Origin of the sequence: Rhodococcus sp. W8901 (assembly GCF_013348805.1) — a bacterium.
Lineage (GTDB): Bacteria > Actinomycetota > Actinomycetes > Mycobacteriales > Mycobacteriaceae > Prescottella.
In genome coordinates, this window is the sequence record NZ_CP054690.1 from 1,090,648 (window position 1) to 1,108,533 (window position 17,886).

General features: G+C 68.5%; 15 protein-coding genes. 9 read left to right on the forward strand and 6 right to left on the reverse strand.

What is annotated here, in order from left to right; all coding sequences use genetic code 11:
- The first annotated feature begins 13 nt into the window (after positions 1 to 13).
- Both HUN07_RS05135 and HUN07_RS05140 read left to right on the forward strand, forming a co-directional pair.
- Positions 14 to 1,315, forward strand: coding sequence for a M18 family aminopeptidase (locus HUN07_RS05135; RefSeq protein ID WP_174908311.1), 1,302 nt, complete (start codon positions 14 to 16; stop codon positions 1,313 to 1,315).
- Between the two features lie 150 nt (positions 1,316 to 1,465).
- Complete coding sequence (locus tag HUN07_RS05140) at positions 1,466 to 2,200, forward strand: hypothetical protein (RefSeq protein ID WP_174908313.1); 735 nt, start codon at positions 1,466 to 1,468, stop codon at positions 2,198 to 2,200.
- Positions 2,201 to 2,335: 135 nt separating this feature from the next.
- Here the strand turns inward: HUN07_RS05140 and HUN07_RS05145 are convergent, their stop codons facing one another.
- Entirely contained in the window at positions 2,336 to 3,976 is a 1,641-nt protein-coding gene (locus HUN07_RS05145; RefSeq protein ID WP_254622804.1) for a class I adenylate-forming enzyme family protein, read from the reverse strand.
- Between the two features lie 121 nt (positions 3,977 to 4,097).
- On the opposite strand from HUN07_RS05145, the gene HUN07_RS05150 reads away from it, so the two are divergent.
- Positions 4,098 to 4,961, forward strand: a complete 864-nt coding sequence (locus tag HUN07_RS05150; RefSeq protein ID WP_174908314.1) for a TetR family transcriptional regulator — start codon at positions 4,098 to 4,100, stop codon at positions 4,959 to 4,961.
- Positions 4,962 to 4,967: 6 nt separating this feature from the next.
- Here the strand turns inward: HUN07_RS05150 and HUN07_RS05155 are convergent, their stop codons facing one another.
- The 3 genes from HUN07_RS05155 to HUN07_RS05165 are packed head-to-tail and all read right to left on the reverse strand — an operon-like array spanning position 4,968 to position 8,433.
- Complete coding sequence (locus HUN07_RS05155; RefSeq protein ID WP_174908316.1) at positions 4,968 to 5,795, reverse strand: SDR family NAD(P)-dependent oxidoreductase; 828 nt, start codon at positions 5,793 to 5,795, stop codon at positions 4,968 to 4,970.
- Entirely contained in the window at positions 5,795 to 7,471 is a 1,677-nt protein-coding gene (locus HUN07_RS05160; RefSeq protein ID WP_254622805.1) for a class I adenylate-forming enzyme family protein, read from the reverse strand. The genes HUN07_RS05155 and HUN07_RS05160 overlap by 1 nt, the downstream gene beginning before the upstream one ends.
- Positions 7,468 to 8,433 (reverse strand): cyclase family protein, encoded by a 966-nt coding sequence (locus tag HUN07_RS05165; RefSeq protein ID WP_174908318.1) that lies wholly within the window; start codon positions 8,431 to 8,433, stop codon positions 7,468 to 7,470. Before HUN07_RS05165 ends, HUN07_RS05160 begins: the two co-directional genes overlap by 4 nt.
- Positions 8,434 to 8,777: 344 nt before the next feature.
- On the opposite strand from HUN07_RS05165, the gene purL reads away from it, so the two are divergent.
- The 3 genes from purL to HUN07_RS05180 are packed head-to-tail and all read left to right on the forward strand — an operon-like array spanning position 8,778 to position 13,507.
- On the forward strand, positions 8,778 to 11,057 hold the full coding sequence (purL, locus tag HUN07_RS05170; protein WP_114720729.1) for a phosphoribosylformylglycinamidine synthase subunit PurL: 2,280 nt from the start codon (positions 8,778 to 8,780) through the stop codon (positions 11,055 to 11,057).
- Positions 11,058 to 11,060: 3 nt separating this feature from the next.
- Positions 11,061 to 12,845 carry an alpha/beta hydrolase gene (locus HUN07_RS05175; RefSeq protein ID WP_174908320.1) on the forward strand — a complete coding sequence of 595 codons (1,785 nt, stop codon included), beginning with the start codon at positions 11,061 to 11,063 and terminating at the stop codon, positions 12,843 to 12,845.
- On the forward strand, positions 12,842 to 13,507 hold the full coding sequence (locus HUN07_RS05180) for a CPBP family intramembrane glutamic endopeptidase (RefSeq protein WP_174908322.1): 666 nt from the start codon (positions 12,842 to 12,844) through the stop codon (positions 13,505 to 13,507). Before HUN07_RS05175 ends, HUN07_RS05180 begins: the two co-directional genes overlap by 4 nt.
- Before the next feature lie 7 nt (positions 13,508 to 13,514).
- Here the strand turns inward: HUN07_RS05180 and HUN07_RS05185 are convergent, their stop codons facing one another.
- Positions 13,515 to 13,961: a PPOX class F420-dependent oxidoreductase gene (locus tag HUN07_RS05185; protein ID WP_174908324.1), complete on the reverse strand. Its 447-nt coding sequence runs from the start codon at positions 13,959 to 13,961 to the stop codon at positions 13,515 to 13,517.
- Between the two features lie 69 nt (positions 13,962 to 14,030).
- On the opposite strand from HUN07_RS05185, the gene HUN07_RS05190 reads away from it, so the two are divergent.
- The 3 genes from HUN07_RS05190 to purM all read left to right on the forward strand — a co-directional run bounded on the left by HUN07_RS05190 (position 14,031) and on the right by purM (position 17,343).
- The gene (locus HUN07_RS05190) at positions 14,031 to 14,417 is read left to right on the forward strand and encodes a sterol carrier family protein (protein WP_114720741.1); all 387 of its coding nucleotides are present in this window, start codon (positions 14,031 to 14,033) and stop codon (positions 14,415 to 14,417) included.
- Between the two features lie 118 nt (positions 14,418 to 14,535).
- Positions 14,536 to 16,116: an amidophosphoribosyltransferase gene (gene purF, locus HUN07_RS05195; RefSeq protein WP_114720743.1), complete on the forward strand. Its 1,581-nt coding sequence runs from the start codon at positions 14,536 to 14,538 to the stop codon at positions 16,114 to 16,116.
- Positions 16,117 to 16,263: 147 nt separating this feature from the next.
- A complete protein-coding gene (purM, locus tag HUN07_RS05200) occupies positions 16,264 to 17,343 on the forward strand; it encodes a phosphoribosylformylglycinamidine cyclo-ligase (protein WP_174908326.1) in 1,080 nt (359 codons plus the stop codon).
- 261 nt (positions 17,344 to 17,604) lie between these two features.
- Here purM and HUN07_RS05205 read toward each other — a convergent pair whose 3' ends face one another.
- Positions 17,605 to 17,820: a DUF3073 domain-containing protein gene (locus tag HUN07_RS05205; protein WP_114720753.1), complete on the reverse strand. Its 216-nt coding sequence runs from the start codon at positions 17,818 to 17,820 to the stop codon at positions 17,605 to 17,607.
- Positions 17,821 to 17,886: the final 66 nt, after the last annotated feature.

Sequence of the window (17,886 nt, forward strand, 5' to 3'; positions counted from 1 at the left end):
CATGATTGTCGGTATGCCATCGATTACGCAGGCTGACGCCCAGGGATTGTGTGCCTTCGTCGACGCGTCGCCGTCCCCGTTCCACGTGTGCGCGACGGTCGCGGCCGAGCTGACCGACAACGGTTTCACCGAGCTGCGGGAAACCGAGGCGTGGCCGTCCGCGCCCGGGCGCTACTACCTGATCCGCGGCGGGTCGTTGATCGCATGGAGCACCGAGGACGGGACAGCCGGCGGCGCGTCAGTTCCCTCGTGGCCGTTCCGGATCGTCGGCGGGCACACCGACAGCCCGAACCTACGGGTGAAGCAGCACCCGGACCTGGTGTCGGCCGGCTGGCAGATGGTGGGCCTCGAGCCGTACGGCGGCGCGTGGCTCAACTCGTGGCTCGACCGCGATCTCGGCATCTCCGGCCGGCTCAGCGTCCGCTCCGGGGACGCGGTCGAGGAGATGCTGGTCCGTGTCGATCGACCGATCCTTCGGGTGCCGCAGCTGGCGATCCACCTGTCCGAGGAGCGCAAGGGCGTGCAGCTGGACCCGCAGCGGCACGTCAACGCGGTGTGGGGGACCGGGACCGAACTACGATCGTTCGTCGGTTTCCTCGCCGGTGAGGCGGGAGTGGCGGCCGAGTCGGTGCTCGGTTGGGAGCTGATGACCCACGACCTGGCGCCCAGCACGGTGGTCGGCGAGGACGAGTCCCTGATCAGCGCGCCGCGCCTCGACAACCAGGGCACCTGCTACGCCGGAACGCAGGCGCTGCTCGCCGCGGTCGCCGAGCCGGGCGAGAGCACCCCGGTGCTCGCGCTGTTCGACCACGAGGAGGTCGGCAGCATGTCCGACCGCGGCGCCTTCTCCGATCTGCTCAACTCGGTCCTCGAGCGGATCGTCCTGCTCCGGGGTGGTGGTCGGGAGGACTTCCTGCGGGCGATGTCCGGCTCGGTGTGCGCGTCGGGCGACATGGCCCACGCGACGCACCCGAACTACCCGGACCGGCACGAGCCCGCGCACCGCATCGAGATCAACGGCGGCCCGGTCCTCAAGGTCAACCAGAATCTGCGCTACGCCACCGACGCGAGCGGGTCCGCGGAGTTCGCGCTCGCGTGCGACCGCGCGGGAGTCCCGTTGCAGCGGTACGTGCATCGCGCCGACCTGCCCTGCGGCTCGACGATCGGACCGATCACCGCGTCCCGGACCGGGCTGTCCACGGTCGACGTCGGCGCCCCGCAGTTGGCGATGCACTCGGCGCGAGAACTGATGGGTGCCCGCGACGTCGGCATGTACGCGGACGCACTCGCGGCGTTCCTCACGCCTGTGCAGTAAGAGCGAGTTCTCGCGTTCTGCTGCGAACTGGACAGCGGTTCAGTAAGAAGGATGCGCGACTGTGCCGAGCTGAACCGCTCGGCGCACCGCATGTCGGCTCTGCGGGGAGGTCCGACACGCAGCCGTTACCCCCTTCGATCGGAGATCTGCATGTCTCGTCCTTCGCTGCGCCGCCTTGCGGCCGCCACCGCCGCTGTCACCCTCGTCGCCACCGGAGTCACCGTCGGGCTCGGAGCCTCGGTGGCCCAGGCCGCGCCCGCATGCGCGCTCAACCAGTCGGTCACCGACAGTTGGGCCGGCTCCCTCTGGACGCCGTACACCGTGAGCAAGGAGGTTGTCGGCGACGGCACGGTCGCACCGGGACACACCGTCACGTACCTCACCAAGGTGTCCGGTTCGGGAGCGCTCGTCAACCAGATCCGTGACTTCCACCCGGCAGGTTTCCAGCTGGTGAAGGCTCGCCTGAACGTCAAATGGCTGATCGGGGATCAGCAGTGGGAGGACGTCACCGGTACCGCCGTCGTCGGCAACAACGCCGTCATCGCCAAGGGTGGCGGGTGGACCACCGCGGGTGGCGGCGTGATCGCCTTGGAAACCACCTACAAGGTCCCGGACAACGCCACGGTCGGCTCCAAGCTCGACAGCGGCGCCGGCACCAACATCGTGCTCGCTGCTGGTGACTGGAACATCAACCCGATGGGCGTGTGCGTCACCGTTCGTCCGCCGAACCCCATCGAGGCCGGCTCGGGCAGCCTCGAGGATCTGGGCTTCGGTTCGGTGAACACCGGATCGGGCCAGGTCTTCGGATCCATCACCGATCCGCAGGGTTCGATCACCAACGTGGTCGGCGGAATCCTGGGCAATGTGCTCGGCAACCTGAGCTGACCCAGCGCGCCCGTGACGGGCGCGCTCGGCGCGTGACGACGAGGACCTCCGGTTCGAGCGTGTCGTGTCCCGGACACGACGGTCGACCGGAGGTCCTCGCGTTCGTGTGCGCTGCCTCGGACGCGCCTCGACGGCTCACAGTCGACTGCGAATCAGCTTTCCGGTGACGGTTCTCGGCAGAGCGGCCACGAACTGGACTTCACGCGGATACTTGAATGCGGCCATCGAACGACGGCCGTACTCGATGAGATCCAGCTCGCGGAGTTCCGAGCCGTCGCGGACGACGACGAAAGCCTTCACTGACTCGCCTCGGTAGTCGTCCGGAATGCCAACCACCGCAGCTTCTTTCACGTCGGGATGGTTCAGCAGAACCTCTTCGACCTCGCGCGGCCAGATCTTGTAGCCCGATGCGTTGATGACGTCGTTCTTGCGGTCCAGGACGTAGAACCATCCGCCCCGGTCCATGAACCCGACATCGCCGGTCGGAAACGTGGTTGTGCCGGGGACAGTTTCGCCGTCGTCGGGGTTCGGCCAGTATCCGTGGGCCACCTGTGGCCCCGTGGTCACCAGCTCGCCCACGTCGCCTACCGGAACGTCCTGGCCGGAGTCGTCCACCACGCGTACATCCGTGTTGTACACCGGAATTCCGACCGAGAGCACCCCGGTCTCGGCGTCCACCGGTGCTCGCCGGCCGAACGGTACGGCGTGCGATGGGGAACTCGTCTCGGTCTGGCCGTACATGTTGTGGATGTACTTGCCGAATACGGTTTCGAGTCGGCTCAGAACGGTGGGGGAGACCGGTGCACCGCCCGAATAGAGCGCGGACAACGAGTCGAGGTCGGTGGCGTCCGCCCCGGCATCGGCCAGCGCGATGTAGGCGGTGATCGCCGCCATCGCGAACGTCGGTCGATGCTCTCGAACGGAATCGAGCATCACCTCCGGGTGGAAGCGGTGAGTCAGCACGAGCGGTGATCCCAGGAGAAATCCCACCATCACGTGTCCGACCAAGCCCGAGACGTGGAACAGCGGCGAGAGCCCGAGCACACGGTCGCCCGGACCCAGTTGCGCCCAGTCCCGGTACACCTGCGCGCTGAAGACGAGGTTGCGATGCGACAGCATGGCCCCCTTCGGAAAACCGGTGGTTCCGGAGGTGTACATGATCATCGCCAACTCTCCCGGCGCCGGGCTGTCGGTGATCGTCGGACGGTGCGCGCGGTCGTGGGCGGCAACCAGTTCGTACAGGTCCGTGGCGCCCGTCGCGATCCGGAGGCTCGCGGCGAACAGGCGGGCATCGTTGCGACTCTGGCCGTCGAGTGCCGACACGGTGACGATGTTGTCGATGGGGCATTCACGAAGCGCTGCCTGAGCAACGGTCTCGAACACGTCCTCGAGGATCAGAATTGCCTTGGGACGGCAGTCGTTCACGAAATGGGCGAACTCCCGTTCCTTGCACATCGGGCTGAGCGACACGGATGTGCCGCCCGCTCGCCACGCCGCGACGACACCGATCAGGAACGCCGGGTTGTTCTGCGTGCACACCGCCAGGCGGTCTCCACGGCCGAATCCCCGCTCTTGGAGGTGACAGGCCAGAGCATCCGCCGCCGCGGACAGTTCACTGTAGGTGAGCGTGCCGTCGAAGTAGTGGATGGCGACGTCCGCCGGCGCCCGTTGCACCGCGGCGTCGAACATCGCCAACGCGTTGTCGAAGTCGGGAGTGATCGAATCGGGATGCTCGGCGGGGAAACTGGCGAGCCACGGCCTGTTCGGGGATGTCACCTTCTCACCTCTCTCGATCCCGCACTGCTTGCCGCCCCGGAGGACGCTCTGCGAGACGCACTAAACCCTACGACACGGAGACATCATCGGACGCGGTGATCCGATCGCTACGATGTTCAGCATGGCTGAACGAGCTGCTGTCGCTGTGGGCCCGAATGTGCGCCGCGAGCGAAACCTCGTGGGCGTGACCCTTCGCGAGTTGGCGGCACGGATCGGCGTCAGCGTCGGAACGATGAGCGCGATCGAGAACGACAAGGTCTCGCCCACGCTGATGCGCCTTCAGGAGATCGCCGACGAACTCCAGATTCCGATCAAACGGTTGCTCAGCGGGCCGGTCGCTGATCCGTCGCCGTCGGTCCCGGATCCGGCCGCAACCGACGCGAGCGCGTGGCGTGAGTTCGCGCCGTTGTCGGTTGATCCGGTGTTGCGTTCGGCAATAGATGTCTTCACGGAGACCGGCTACCACGCCGCGACCATGCGGATAATCGCCGACGGCGCCGGCATCAGTGTGGCCGGCGTCTATCACCACTACCGCAGTAAGCAGAGCCTGTTGGTCGCCATCTTCGAGCTGATCATCGAGGAGGTGCGGGTCCGCTTGATCCGAGCCAGGGACGAGGGCGGAGCGGATCCGGTCGAGCGCTACTCGAACATGGTGGAGGCACTCGCGCTCTATTACGTGGTGCGCAGCGACATTGCGGTGGTGGGCACCAACGAGACACGAAGCTTGGAAGAACCGGCAGCTGGCCGCATCGCTGCGGAGCGCCGCGGGATGCAGGACCTGATGGACGCCGAACTCGATCGGGCGGCCGCAGCGGGTGCGGTCATACGTCCCCGGCCGCACACGACCGCGCGGGCCGTCACGACGATGTGTGCTGCGCTGCCCCAGTGGTTCGACCCGACCGGGCCCCTCTCCCCGGAGCAGATCGCGCAGGAGTACGCCGGTCATGCGCGCGCGATGCTCGGCATGCGACCGGCGTACTCCTAGCGTCGATCAGTCGACTTCGGAGTCGGTGACGCGCCGATGTCGCTGCATGCCGGAGATCCAGCGCTCGATGTCGGCGGCTTTCCGGGCTCGGAAGTCGGCCACCTCGGCGTGGGGAAGAACGAGGAACTGGTTGTGAGCGACACCGTCGACCGCTTGGCGGGCAACCTCTTCCGGTGTCATCACTTCCCCCGCACGGGTGATCGTGGCGGCGGCCGATCGCATCTGCCGGTCCGATGATTCGGAGGCGTCACCGATCATCGCGGTCGCGATGCCCATCGGGCACACGCAGGTCACCGATACGCCCAGGTCGCCGTACGTCACGGCGAGCCACTCGGCGAAACCCACGACGGCGTGCTTGGTCACCGAGTACGTCGGCGAACCCAACTGCGTCAGCAGGCCCGCCGCCGAGGCGATGGACACGAACCGACCGCCGCCTCGCTGCAGCCACGACGGGACGAGAAGGCGGGCGGCACGTACGTGTGCCTGTACGTTGACCTCCCACGAGGTACTCCACTCCTGCTCCGTGGCATCCAGGCCGAAGCCTTGGAAGACACCGGCATTCGCGACGTACAGGTCCACCGGGCCGAATGTCGAGTCCGCGAGCGCCAGGGTTCGTTCGATGTCGTGCGAGTCGGCGGCGTCGCCGGCGATCCACTCGACCCGATCGCCGTGTACCCGACGCAGCGTTTCGCCCGCCACCTGCAGGCCGTCTTCGTCCCTGTCGGCCAGGACCACGCGACATCCGCGACCCAGCAACTCGCGCCCCAGTGCGAACCCGAGGCCGTGGGCAGCGCCGGTGACAACGGCGACCGACCCATTCAGTTCGGGCCCCATCACAGCGCTCCCGCCGCGGGAATTCCGTTGTCGCGGAAAGCTCGCCGCAGGATCTTCCCGGTAGCGGTCTTCGGTAGCTCGGAGACCACCACGATCGAGCGCGGATACTTGTATGCGGCCATGCGCTCGCGACAGAACTGGATCAACTCCTCCTCGGTCGCCGACGCGCCCGAGGCCAACGACACGAATGCCTTGACGGTCTCGCCGCGGTACTCGTCGGGAACGCCCACGACCGCTGCCTCCCGCACGGCGGGGTGCCCGTACAACACGTCCTCGACCTCGCGCGGCCACACCTTGTAGCCGGAGGCGTTGATCATGTCCTTCTTGCGGTCGACCAGATAGAACCATCCGTCCGCATCCATGAATCCGACATCCCCGGTACGCAACTCACCGCCCGGCATCGACGCGGCGGTCGCCTCCGGATTGTTCCAGTAACCGGGGGCCACCTGGGGGCCGCTCGCGGCGAACTCCCCGATCTGTCCGGCGGGAACCTCGTTGCCGTTCTCGTCGAGAACCCGTACGACGGTGTTGAACACGGGCACGCCGACCGAGAGGGCGCCGGATTCGTGATCGACGGGTGCACGCATCCCCGCGGGCACCGCGTGCGTGGGCGAACTGGTCTCGGTCAGCCCGTAGATGTTGTGGATGTAGGTCCCGTACATCGATTCCAGGCGGTCTGCGACCGCCGGTGCTACAGGTGCACCGCCCGAGTAGATCGCCCGCAGCGACGAGAAGTCGTCGGGACACGCGCCGTCCGCGCCGGCGAGTGCGATCAGGGCGGTGATCGCTCCGATGGTGAACGCCGGACGGTGCTCTCGGATCGAATCGAGCATGACCTCCGGCTGGAAGCGGTGCGAGAGGACGAGCGGTGACGCGGTCAGGAACGCCACCATGATGTGCCCGACGAGTCCGGAGATGTGGAAGAGCGGGGCGATCCCGAGCACGGGATCGCCGTCACGCAGATGGGCCCAGTCGCGGTATGTCTGGGCGTTGAACGCAAAGTTCGCGTGAGTGTTGACGGCGCCCTTCGGCTTGCCGGTCGTACCCGAGGTGTAGGTGAGGATCGCGAGTTCGTCGCCCTCGATGCTCACCGGGTCGGGCTTCCGTCCGTCGTGGTTGCCGATGATGGCGTACAGGTCATCGGTGGCGAGGCTTCTCCGGGTCGCTCCACCGAACAGGCGACCGTCGTTGCGGCGCTGTCCGTCGAGCGCCGACGTCGTCACGACCAGTTCTACCGCCGTTTCCTCCTGCGCGAGTACGGGTTCCGCCACCGACTCGTACAGGTCGTCGAGGACGAGCAATGCACGCGCGCCCGAATCCTGCAGCAGGTACGTGACCTCGCGCTGCTTGTTCATCGGATTGACGGCGACGGCGGCACCGCCGCACTTCCACGCCGCCAGCAGTCCGATGACGAACGCCGGGTTGTTCTGAACGAAGAGCGCCAGGCGATCGCCACGGCCGAAGCCCCCGCGCTGCAGGTGGTTCGCGAGTGCATCGGAGGCGGCATCGAGTTCGCCGAACGTCGCCGATCCGTCGAAGTACCTGACGGCGGGCATGGCCGACGCGCGCCGCACCGCCGATCCGAACATCTCGAGACCGTTGTGGAACTCGGGGGTGATCTCGGGGCCGAGTCCCTCCGGGTAGAGGCGCAGCCAGGGGCGGTCCCGGTAGGTCACTTGATCACCACCGGGTTGACCGGGGCGCCGGTGGCCTGATGAATCTTGAGCGGGGCCGCGACATAGAAGAACTCGTAGGTTCCGTCCGCGGCGCAGTCGGCGGCGAGACTCTCGAGATCGCAGATCTCGGTGAAGGCCACGCCGAGGTTGCGCATCAGGGCGTTGTGCAGGACCAGCGCCATCCCGTTGTGGGGATCGGTGGTCACCTCGTTCGCGATGGTGTCGGTGACCAGGTTGGGAATCTCCTTGTCCCGGAACCATTCGACGAGTTCGGGGGAGTAGACCAGGCCCGGCTCGCAGAAGTCCGCGTAGAACGCCTCCCGGTCGCGGAAGAACATCTCGAGATGGTTGGTGCGGATGATGATGATGTCGCGGTTGCGGATCTCGATGCCCTGTCGTTCCGCGCAGGCCTCGAGGTCCTTGTGGTCGAACGTCTCGCGTTGCCCGAGGTACTCCTTGTCGAAGTGTCGCGCCATGTCGAGCAGGATCGCTCGGCCGACGATTCCGCGCTGGGCGATCGGTTCCACGCTGGCCTTGGACATGCCGCCGACCGTGCTGCGGGCGTCGTAGCCGTTCCAGATCTTGCCGTCGTACCAGACGTGGCCGAGGGCGTCGTACTGCGTCGAGCCCTGCAGGAAGGCCTCGATCTTGTCGTCGGCGTAGTGGAGTCCGCCCGGGAAGCATGGGCCCGAACCGCCTTCGTCCCAATCCGATTCGTCGTAGATCATCTCGCGCTCGGCCGGCTCGCGGCCGGGCCACACCGGATCGCCCTTCGGGTCGCCGATCAGCCGCTGGAGGGTGAAGACCGACCCCCGTCGGATCAACGCCGCACCGGCGAGGACCTGCTGCGCGGTCAGGTAGTTGAGGCTTCCGACTTCGTCGTCGGCCCCCCACTTGCCCCAGTTGCTGGGCGATGCTGCCAGCAGATCCGTGAGATCTGACAGTTCGATGTCGGTCGACATGCGCTTTCCTTCCTCCCAATGAACTGAACCGAGCGAGCGTTCAGGCGGTTCAGTCAGAGGGTGGCAGGCATGAGGCGGCGTAGTCAACCCCCAAAATTCGTGTCGGGGCCGATGGGCTCCGGCGCGGTGTTCAGGCAGGGTGAACACGTCGCGCCGCACTTGCCGCATGGGCGGTACGGCGTCCCGGGGCGTCCGCGTGCTCGGCAGGGTTCACTGGTGACGCGGGCGTGGGCGGTGTCGGACCGGTCGTGCGCAGCGCGTCGGTGCGCCCGGCTAGACTTTGCCCTGGCAGCGCGCCGCCCGGCCTGCCGATTCGATCCCAGAGGGAAGGGACCATAAGCCCCGTGTCTCCGCAGGTAGATACCGTCACGCACGCTTCCGCGACTCCCGACGTCGCCCAGCCGTTCAAGGAGCTGGGCCTCAAGGACGACGAGTACGCCCGCATCAAGGAGATTCTCGGCCGCCGTCCCACCGACGCCGAGCTCGCGATGTACTCGGTGATGTGGAGCGAGCACTGCTCCTACAAGTCCTCCAAGGTGCACCTCAAGTACTTCGGTGAGACCACCACCGACGAGATGCGCTCGTCCATGCTCGCCGGCATCGGCGAGAACGCCGGTGTCGTCGACATCGGTGACGGCTGGGCGGTCACCTTCAAGGTCGAGTCGCACAACCACCCGTCGTACATCGAGCCCTACCAGGGCGCGGCCACCGGCGTCGGCGGCATCGTCCGCGACATCATGGCGATGGGCGCGCGTCCGATCGCGGTCATGGACCAGCTGCGTTTCGGTGCGGCTGATGCCCCCGACACCCGTCGCGTCGTCGACGGTGTCGTGCGCGGCGTCGGCGGCTACGGTAACTCCCTCGGCCTGCCCAACGTCGGCGGCGAGACCGTCTTCGACGCCTCCTACCAGGGCAACCCGCTCGTCAACGCGCTGTGTGCCGGCGCGATGCGCGTCGAGGACCTGCACCTGGCGTTCGCGTCCGGCGCCGGAAACAAGATCATCCTGTTCGGTGCGCGCACCGGCCTCGACGGCATCGGCGGCGTGTCCGTCCTCGCCTCGGAGACCTTCGACGAGAGCTCGGGCGGACGCCCGAAGAAGCTCCCCGCCGTGCAGGTCGGCGACCCGTTCACCGAGAAGGTACTCATCGAGTGCTGCCTCGACCTGTACAAGGCCAAGCTGGTCGTCGGTATCCAGGACCTCGGCGGCGCCGGGCTGTCCTGCGCCACATCGGAGCTGGCCGCGGCCGGTGACGGCGGCATGCACATCGACCTCGACCTGGTCCCGATGCGTGCCACCGGCATGACCGCCGCCGAGGTGCTCTCCAGCGAGTCGCAGGAGCGCATGTGTGCGGTCGTCACCCCCGAGAACGTCGACGCGTTCATGGAGGTCTGTAAGAAGTGGGACGTCCTGGCCACCGTCATCGGCGAGGTCACCGACGGTGAGCACCTCGTCATCGACTGGCACGGCGAGACCGTCGTCGACGCGCCGGCGCGCACCATCGCCCACGAGGGCCCGGTCTACGAGCGCCCCGTTGCCCGTCCCGACACACAGGACGCGCTGATCGCGAACACCACCGCGGGTCTGAAGCGTCCCGAGACGGCGGACGAGCTCAAGGCCACGCTGCTGAAGATGATCGCCTCGCCTGCGCTGTGCAGCCGCAAGTGGATCACCGAGCAGTACGACCGCTACGTGCGCGGCAACACCGTGCTCGCCGAGAACGCCGACGGCGGCGTGGTCCGTATCGACGAGGAGACCGGACGCGGCATCGCGCTGGCCACCGACGCGTCGGGCCGCTACACCATGCTCGACCCGTACGCCGGTGCTCAGCTGGCGCTGGCCGAGGCGTTCCGCAACGTCGCCGTCACCGGTGCCACCCCGAAGGCCGTCTCCAACTGCCTCAACTTCGGTTCCCCCGAGGATCCGGGCGTCATGTGGCAGTTCCAGCAGGCCGTGCGTGGCCTCGCGGACGGCTGCGCCAAGCTCGGCATCCCGGTCACCGGCGGCAACGTCAGCTTCTACAACCAGACCGGATCCACTGCGATCCTGCCGACCCCGGTCGTCGCGGTCCTCGGTGTGATCGACGACGTGCACCGTCGCATCCCCACCGGCCTGGGCCTCGAGCCGGGCGAGACGCTGATCCTGCTGGGCGAGACCCGGGACGAGTTCGACGGGTCCATCTGGGCCCAGGTCGAGCACGATCACCTCGGTGGCGTGCCGCCGAAGGTCGACCTCGAGCGTGAGCAGCTGCTGGCCGACATCCTGCTGGCCGGCTCGCGTGACGGCCTCATCTCCGCCGCCCACGACCTGTCCGAGGGTGGCCTTGCGCAGGCCGTCGTCGAGGCAGCGCTGGCCGGCGAGACCGGCTGCCGGATCCTGCTCCCGGAGGACGCGGATCCGTTCGTGACGCTGTTCTCGGAGTCGGCCGGCCGCGTGCTGGTCGCAGTACCCCGCACCGAGGAGACCCGCTTCACCGGAATGTGCTCCGCACGGGGTCTACCGTGGGTCCGTATCGGCGTCGTCGACGAGGGTTCCGACTCCGTCGAGGTCCAGGGTCAGTTCTCGGTCTCCATGGCCGAGCTGCGTGAGACGTCCGAATCGACCCTCCCGGCACTGTTTGGGTGATGTGTGACGGACTCGGGGGTCGAGCGGGAGGCGGTCGCTGAGCTGCGGGAGGATCCGCGGCCGGTGACACCTGTCCTCACCCCCGGGTTCGATCAGCGTCACCCGTTCGTCCTGTGGGCGTGGGGCCTGCTCAAGCTCGACTTCACGGGCATCGCGTTCGCTTCACTGTTCTTCTGCTGGTCCCTGACGCCGTCGCTGCTTCCGCGCGACTGGCTGTTCCAGGGACTCATCGGCGGTATCAGCGCTGCAATCGGCTACGCGGTCGGCGCCGCCGTCGGGTGGGTGGTCTACGAGTTCGGCCTCGCACGCCGCCCCTGGTGGCCGCTGCCGGACCGGATCATGCTCGCCGTGAAGGTGTTCGTGCCGGTCGCGTCCGCGCTGGCCGCGGTGATCATGCTCATCTACGCGGCCGGATGGCAGCGTGAGCTGTCGGCGCTGATGAACGCCGAGGGCACCACCACCACGGGATACATCCGCACCGGCGGGCTCAGCCTGCTCGTGGCGGCCGCGCTCATCTCGCTGTGGCGGGTGCTGCGCGACCTGGTCCGCTGGGTCGCGCGCCAACTGAACAAGCGGCTCAAGATCCCGCCACCCGCCGCGTCTGCGGGCGGACTGGCCGTGGTGCTCGTGCTCGTCTTCATGCTTGTGGACGGAATCCTGCTCCGCGCCGGGTACGCCGCCGTGAACTCGATATTCAGTCTGCAGAACAACGAGACCCGGCCCGGTGCCGTGCAACCCCTGCTGCCCGAACGGTCCGGAAGCCCGGCATCGCTGGCATCGTGGGACACCCTCGGGTTCGAGGGCCGCAACTTCGTCTCCGGCGGCATCCACGCCGGCGAACTGACCGCCGCGAACGGCAAGCCCGCCAAGGAACCCATCCGGGTGTATGCGGGTCTCGAGACCGCCGACGACACGGCCGCGCGGATGAACGTCGTGCTCGACGAACTGGAGCGGACCGGCGCGTTCGAACGCAAGGCCCTCGTCATCATTCCCACCACGGGGACAGGATGGGTCAATCCCACCGCGGCGCAGGCCATCGAACTCGTCGAGAACGGCGACAGCGCACTGGTGGCGGCGCAGTACTCGTACCTGCCGAGTTGGATCTCGTTCATCGCCGACCGCGGGAAGGCGGCGGTGGCCGGGAACGCGTTGATCCACGCGGTGCACGACCGTTGGCTCACGAAACCGGAGGCCACCCGCCCCAAGCTGTACGTGTACGGCGAGAGCCTCGGCACCCAGGCCGGCGAGGGCGCCTTCGACGGTCTCGCCGACATCCGCGAGACCGTGGACGGTGTGCTGTGGGTGGGTCCGCCCAACGCCAATCCGCTGTGGAGTGCGCTCACCGACCGGCGTGACCCGGGCACCCCGGAAGTGCAACCGGTGTACGCGGACGGTCTGGTGGTCCGGTTCGCGGACGACGCGTCGGCGATCCCCGGCGATCAGGGGCCGTGGCTCGAGCCGCGGGTGCTCTACATCCAGCACCCGTCGGATCCCGTGGTGTGGTGGTCCACCGATCTCGCGTTCACCCGCCCGGACTGGCTGTCCGAGCCACCGGGATTCGACCGGTTGCCGTCGATGAAATGGTTCCCGTTCGTGACGTTCTGGCAGGTGAGCGCCGATCTCGCGAATGCCGCGGGCGTCCCGGACGGGCACGGCCACAACTACGGCACCGTGATCCTCGACGGCTGGGTCGCCGTCACTGCGCCCGAGGGCTGGACGCCTGCCGACACCGAACGGGTGCGCGCCACCCTCGAGGACCTGCGCGGGCACGACGGGCCCGAGAAGTGAGCCGGGCGGCCGGGCCGGCCACCGCGGCCGCGCTCGTCGCCTGGAACAACGCGGTGCTGCCCGCGCTGCGGCTGTCGTCGCGGGGCCGGGCGACGTCCGGAACCCTGGTGGCGCTCGGCGCCACGGCGGCCGGGCTGGCGCGCGGGCTGCACCGCGACGAACTGGGGCTCGGCAACGTCCGCTCGGGGCTGGCGTGGGGGAGTGCCGCCGCCGCGGTCCCCGTCGTCGGTTATGTGGGCGCGCTCGCGATGCCGTCGCTGCACAGCCGTTTCACGGTGCCCGACGAGGTGCGGCACGACTTCGCCGAGTGGGTGTCGGCGCACATTCCGTTCGGCACCGTCGTCACGGAGGAGTTGCTGTTCCGGGGCGTGCTGACCGCGTTGACCGACCGCGCGTTCCCGCCGGCCGCCGCGACGGCGGTCCGGGCGACGGCCTTCGGGCTGTGGCACGTGCACCCGGCACACGTGGCGGGCGACTCGGTGGTCGGCACCGTCGCTTTCACGGCCGCCGCATCGATCCTCTTCGACCGGCTGCGCGCGGTCAGCGGCAGCGTCCTCGCGCCGGCACTGCTGCACCTGGCGGTCAACGTCGGTGGCGCGCTGCTGCTGCGGCGCATCCGGGTCGTCACCGGCCCGGTCGAGGTGCCGCTGCCGCCGGTGTGACCGGCGGTCAGGGCAGCTGCGCCATGCCGTAGACGTGGTCGGCGCGGACCCGCAGGACCAGACGCCGCTCGGCGACCATCGCCCGACGGAACTCGTCCCAGTCGTCGTGCTCGCCCCCGGTGGCGGCGCGGTAGACCGCGATGAGTTCGTCGACGGTCGCGTCGCCCGGATCGGCGGCGACGGGCGTCAGCTCCGCGTCGCCCTCGATCACCGCGTAGCTCCAGAAGTCGGCGGCGCTCACGTGAAGCGACACCCGCGGATCGCGGGACGCATTACGGGTCTTCGCGCGATCCGCGGTGACCGAGATCCGCGCGGTGCGCGACTCGGGGTCCCACGCGTAGATGATGTTGGACAGTTGTGGCCTGCCGTCGTGCTTGAGGGTCGCGAGGATCGCCCGGTTCTGGGACGCGACGAGATCGAGCAGCGGTCTCTGGGTGTCGGCTGCGATGCTCATGGACTGTGCAACTGCGCTGCCCGGAGGCTTGTTCCGCCGCCGCGGACGGGCTCAGTAGATTTGATGCTCATGCCAGCCCGCCGTGCCGTCGACCCCGCCGAACTCCGCAGTGCGCTGCTCGCCGTCGGGCCGTGGCTGCGCGGCGAGGACGAGACGAAGCCGGCCCGCGCGGACCTGGCCGCCGCGGTGCGGCTGAGTGCCCGCACCCTCGAACAGATCGCGCCCGGGTCGAGTGTCGAGGTCCGGGTGCCGCCGTTCGTCGCGGTGCAGTGCATCGAGGGCCCGCGACACACCCGGGGGACCCCGCCCAACGTCGTCGAGACCGACCCGCGGACGTGGCTGTTGTTGGCGACCGGACGACTCGGATTCGACGACGCGGCGGCCGGCGGGTCGCTGAGCGCGTCGGGCAGTCGGGCCGGCGAGATCGCCCACTGGCTCCCGCTGATCCGCTTGTGAGTTCATGTGACGTGGGTCGCATCGACGTGATCCGACGCACCGACCGTCGAGTGTGCCTGGATCGGTAGTTAGAATGGGGCACGCCCCCCTCACCGAATCCCCTTAGGGAGCGCTTGCCGTGACTCGTGCCGAACTGTCGGTCAACAGTCGGAATCTTCTCGCTACGACCGCACCAGACGAGGACGAGAACGAACCTCGTGAAGAGTGTGGCGTCTTCGGTGTCTGGGCGCCGGGCGAGGACGTCGCCAAGCTGACGTACTACGGGCTGTACGCCCTCCAGCACCGTGGCCAGGAGGCTGCCGGCATCGCCGTCGCCGACGGCGCGCAGGTGCTGGTGTTCAAGGATCTGGGCCTGGTCAGCCAGGTGTTCGACGAGCAGACCCTCGGTGCCATGCCGGGGCATGTCGCCGTCGGCCACTGCCGCTACTCCACCACCGGGTCCACGACCTGGGAGAACGCGCAGCCGATCTTCCGCACCACCGCCGCCGGCACCGGCGTCGCGCTGGGCCACAACGGCAACCTCGTCAACACCGCCGAACTGGCGCAGCGCGCCCGCGAGGCCGGCCTGATCAACGACAAGCGTCCCGGCGCGGCCACGTCCGACTCGGACATCGTCGGTGCGCTGCTGGCGCACGCCGCCGCCGACAGCACGCTCGAGCAGGCCGCGATGAAGCTGCTGCCGACGCTGCGCGGTGCCTTCTGCCTGACGTTCATGGATGAGCACACGCTGTACGCGGCGCGCGACCCGCACGGCATCCGCCCGCTGTGCCTCGGTCGTCTCGACCGCGGCTGGGTGGTCGCCAGCGAGACCGCCGCCCTCGACATCGTCGGCGCGTCCTTCGTGCGCGAGATCGAGCCCGGCGAGCTGCTCGCGATCGACGCCGACGGTGTCCGGTCGTCCCGCTTCGCGAACCCGGAACCCAAGGGCTGCGTGTTCGAGTACGTGTACCTGGCCCGCCCGGACAGCGTCATCTCCGGTCGTTCGGTGCACTCGACCCGCGTCGAGATCGGTCGCCGTCTCGCCAAGGAGCACCCCGCCGAGGGCGATCTGGTGATCCCGGTGCCGGAGTCCGGCACCCCGGCCGCGGTCGGCTACGCACAGGGTTCGGGTATCCCGTACGGCCAGGGGCTGATGAAGAACGCCTACGTGGGCCGCACCTTCATCCAGCCGTCGCAGACCATCCGTCAGCTGGGTATCCGCCTCAAGCTCAACCCGCTCAAGGAAGTCATCCGCGGCAAGCGCCTCGTCGTGGTCGACGATTCGATCGTCCGCGGCAACACCCAGCGCGCGCTGATCCGGATGCTCCGCGAGGCCGGCGCCCTCGAGATCCACGTGCGCATCGCCTCGCCGCCGGTCAAGTGGCCGTGCTTCTACGGCATCGACTTCGCCTCGCCCGCCGAGCTCATCGCGAACGGTGCCGAGGGCAGCGGCGTGAACGCCACGTTCGACGAGATGCTCGACGGCGTGCGCCGGTCGATCGGTGCCGACTCGCTCGGCTACATCTCGATCGACGGCATGGTCGCCGCCACCGAGCAGCCCCGCTCGCGTCTGTGCGCGGCGTGCTTCGACGGCAACTACCCGATCGCGCTGCCGGACGGGGGCATCGGCAAGAACGTCCTCGAGGGGATGTTGGAGTCGGCCGCGGGCGCCGCGGTCAGTCATGACAACGACAACGCGGACGCGCTGTCTCGTCCCTAGTTCGCAGGACCGTCCGGGGATGCCCGAGCAACTCCGGTAGCGTAAGGGCGCAATCGAGGTGATTGCGCATGCGCACATGCATTCGCGACCGCTGCGGATGCTGCAGTTGAGACGTTCACCGAGTATCAAGGCTGGAGCCAGAACCCAATGACCGAGGACAGTACCCGCACGCAGGGCGCTTCGTACGCCGCCGCCGGAGTGGACATCGAAGCGGGCGACCGGGCAGTCGAACTGTTCGCCCCGTTGGCGAAGAAGGCCAGCCGCCCCGAGGTCATGGGTGGTCTCGGTGGTTTCGCCGGCCTGTTCTCCCTCAAGGGTGGATACAAGGAGCCGCTGCTCGCCGCGTCCACCGACGGCGTCGGCACCAAGCTCGCCGTCGCGCAGGCCATGGACAAGCACGACACCGTCGGCCTCGACCTGGTCGCGATGGTCGTGGACGACCTCGTGGTGTGCGGCGCCGAGCCGCTGTTCCTGCAGGACTACATCGCGGTCGGCCGGGTCGTCCCCGAGCGGGTCGCCGAGATCGTCGGCGGCATCGCCGAGGGCTGCATCCAGGCCGGCTGCGCGCTGCTCGGCGGCGAGACGGCCGAGCACCCCGGGGTGATGGCCGACGGTGACTACGACCTGTCCGCCACCGGTATCGGCGTCGTCGAGGCCGACCAGGTCCTCGGACCGGACCGTGTCCGCCCGGGCGACGTCGTGATCGGCATGGGCGCGTCGGGTCTGCACTCCAACGGTTACTCGCTGGCCCGCAAGGTGCTGCTCGAGATCGACCACATGTCGCTGACCGGGCACGTCGACGAGTTCGGCCGTACCCTCGGCGAGGAGCTGCTCGAGCCCACCAAGATCTACGCCAAGGACTGCCTGGCGCTGGCCGCCGAGACCGACGTGCGCACGTTCTGCCACGTCACCGGTGGCGGCCTCGCCAACAACCTCGCGCGCGTGATGCCCAAGGGCCTCGTCGCCGAGCTGGACCGTGGCACCTGGAGCCCCGCTCCCGTGTTCACCATGATCGCGCAGCGCGGTCGTGTCGAGCGCGCCGAGATGGAGCAGACGTTCAACATGGGCGTCGGCATGGTCGCGATCGTCGCGCCCGAGGACGTGGACCGCGCCCTGGCGGTGCTCACGGCCCGCCACATCGACTGCTGGACCCTCGGCAGCGTCAAGAAGGCATCGGACGCCGACGCCGCACGCGCCCTGCTGCTGGGCGATCACCCTCGCTTCTGAGCGGCCGTCCCGAGCCGGGACCGCACGTAGGCGTCGTCCCCGGAACCTCCACGAGGTTCCGGGGACGACGTCGTTCTAGGCGGTGTCGGCCGGTTAGGGCCGGAGATGCCAGAGGCGCCAGACGTGCACCCGGGATGCCGGAGATGCGACGGCATTGCACGCGCGGGCAGGCCGCGAAGTACTCACGGAGATACCACGAATGAGGGGGAGCCGGTCGGGCTCCCCCTCATTCGCGTTTGTCCGACTGGGTCAGGACGACAGTCAACGACGCCAATCGTCGTAGTCGTCGTCCTCCCAGGGAGGGCGGTTGTCCTCGTCGGAGCGCTTGTCGGCGATGACTCCGCCGTTACGGGACGAGCCGGATCCACCGCCGCTCGAGAGCTCTCGTTGCAGGCTGTCGAAATCCGTGGACGGAGAGCTGTATTTGAGCTCCCGTGCAACCTTGGTCTGCTTTGCCTTAGCCCGGCCGCGGCCCATGGCTGACCCCCTCGCGCTTTCGCGGGGCGGCCTGGGGAATTTGGCGGCCCCGCGTGAGTGTTGATG

Bases quoted from the DNA above. Each gene is read 5' to 3' on its own strand.
- HUN07_RS05135 (WP_174908311.1), top strand. From the start codon at position 14: ATGCCATCGATTACGCAGGCTGACGCCCAGGGATTGTGTGCCTTCGTC.
- HUN07_RS05140 (WP_174908313.1), top strand. From the start codon at position 1,466: ATGTCTCGTCCTTCGCTGCGCCGCCTTGCGGCCGCCACCGCCGCTGTC.
- HUN07_RS05150 (WP_174908314.1), top strand. From the start codon at position 4,098: ATGGCTGAACGAGCTGCTGTCGCTGTGGGCCCGAATGTGCGCCGCGAG.
- HUN07_RS05155 (WP_174908316.1), bottom strand. From the start codon at position 5,795: ATGGGGCCCGAACTGAATGGGTCGGTCGCCGTTGTCACCGGCGCTGCC.
- HUN07_RS05165 (WP_174908318.1), bottom strand. From the start codon at position 8,433: ATGTCGACCGACATCGAACTGTCAGATCTCACGGATCTGCTGGCAGCA.
- HUN07_RS05185 (WP_174908324.1), bottom strand. From the start codon at position 13,961: ATGAGCATCGCAGCCGACACCCAGAGACCGCTGCTCGATCTCGTCGCG.
- HUN07_RS05190 (WP_114720741.1), top strand. From the start codon at position 14,031: ATGCCAGCCCGCCGTGCCGTCGACCCCGCCGAACTCCGCAGTGCGCTG.
- purM (WP_174908326.1), top strand. From the start codon at position 16,264: ATGACCGAGGACAGTACCCGCACGCAGGGCGCTTCGTACGCCGCCGCC.
- HUN07_RS05205 (WP_114720753.1), bottom strand. From the start codon at position 17,820: ATGGGCCGCGGCCGGGCTAAGGCAAAGCAGACCAAGGTTGCACGGGAG.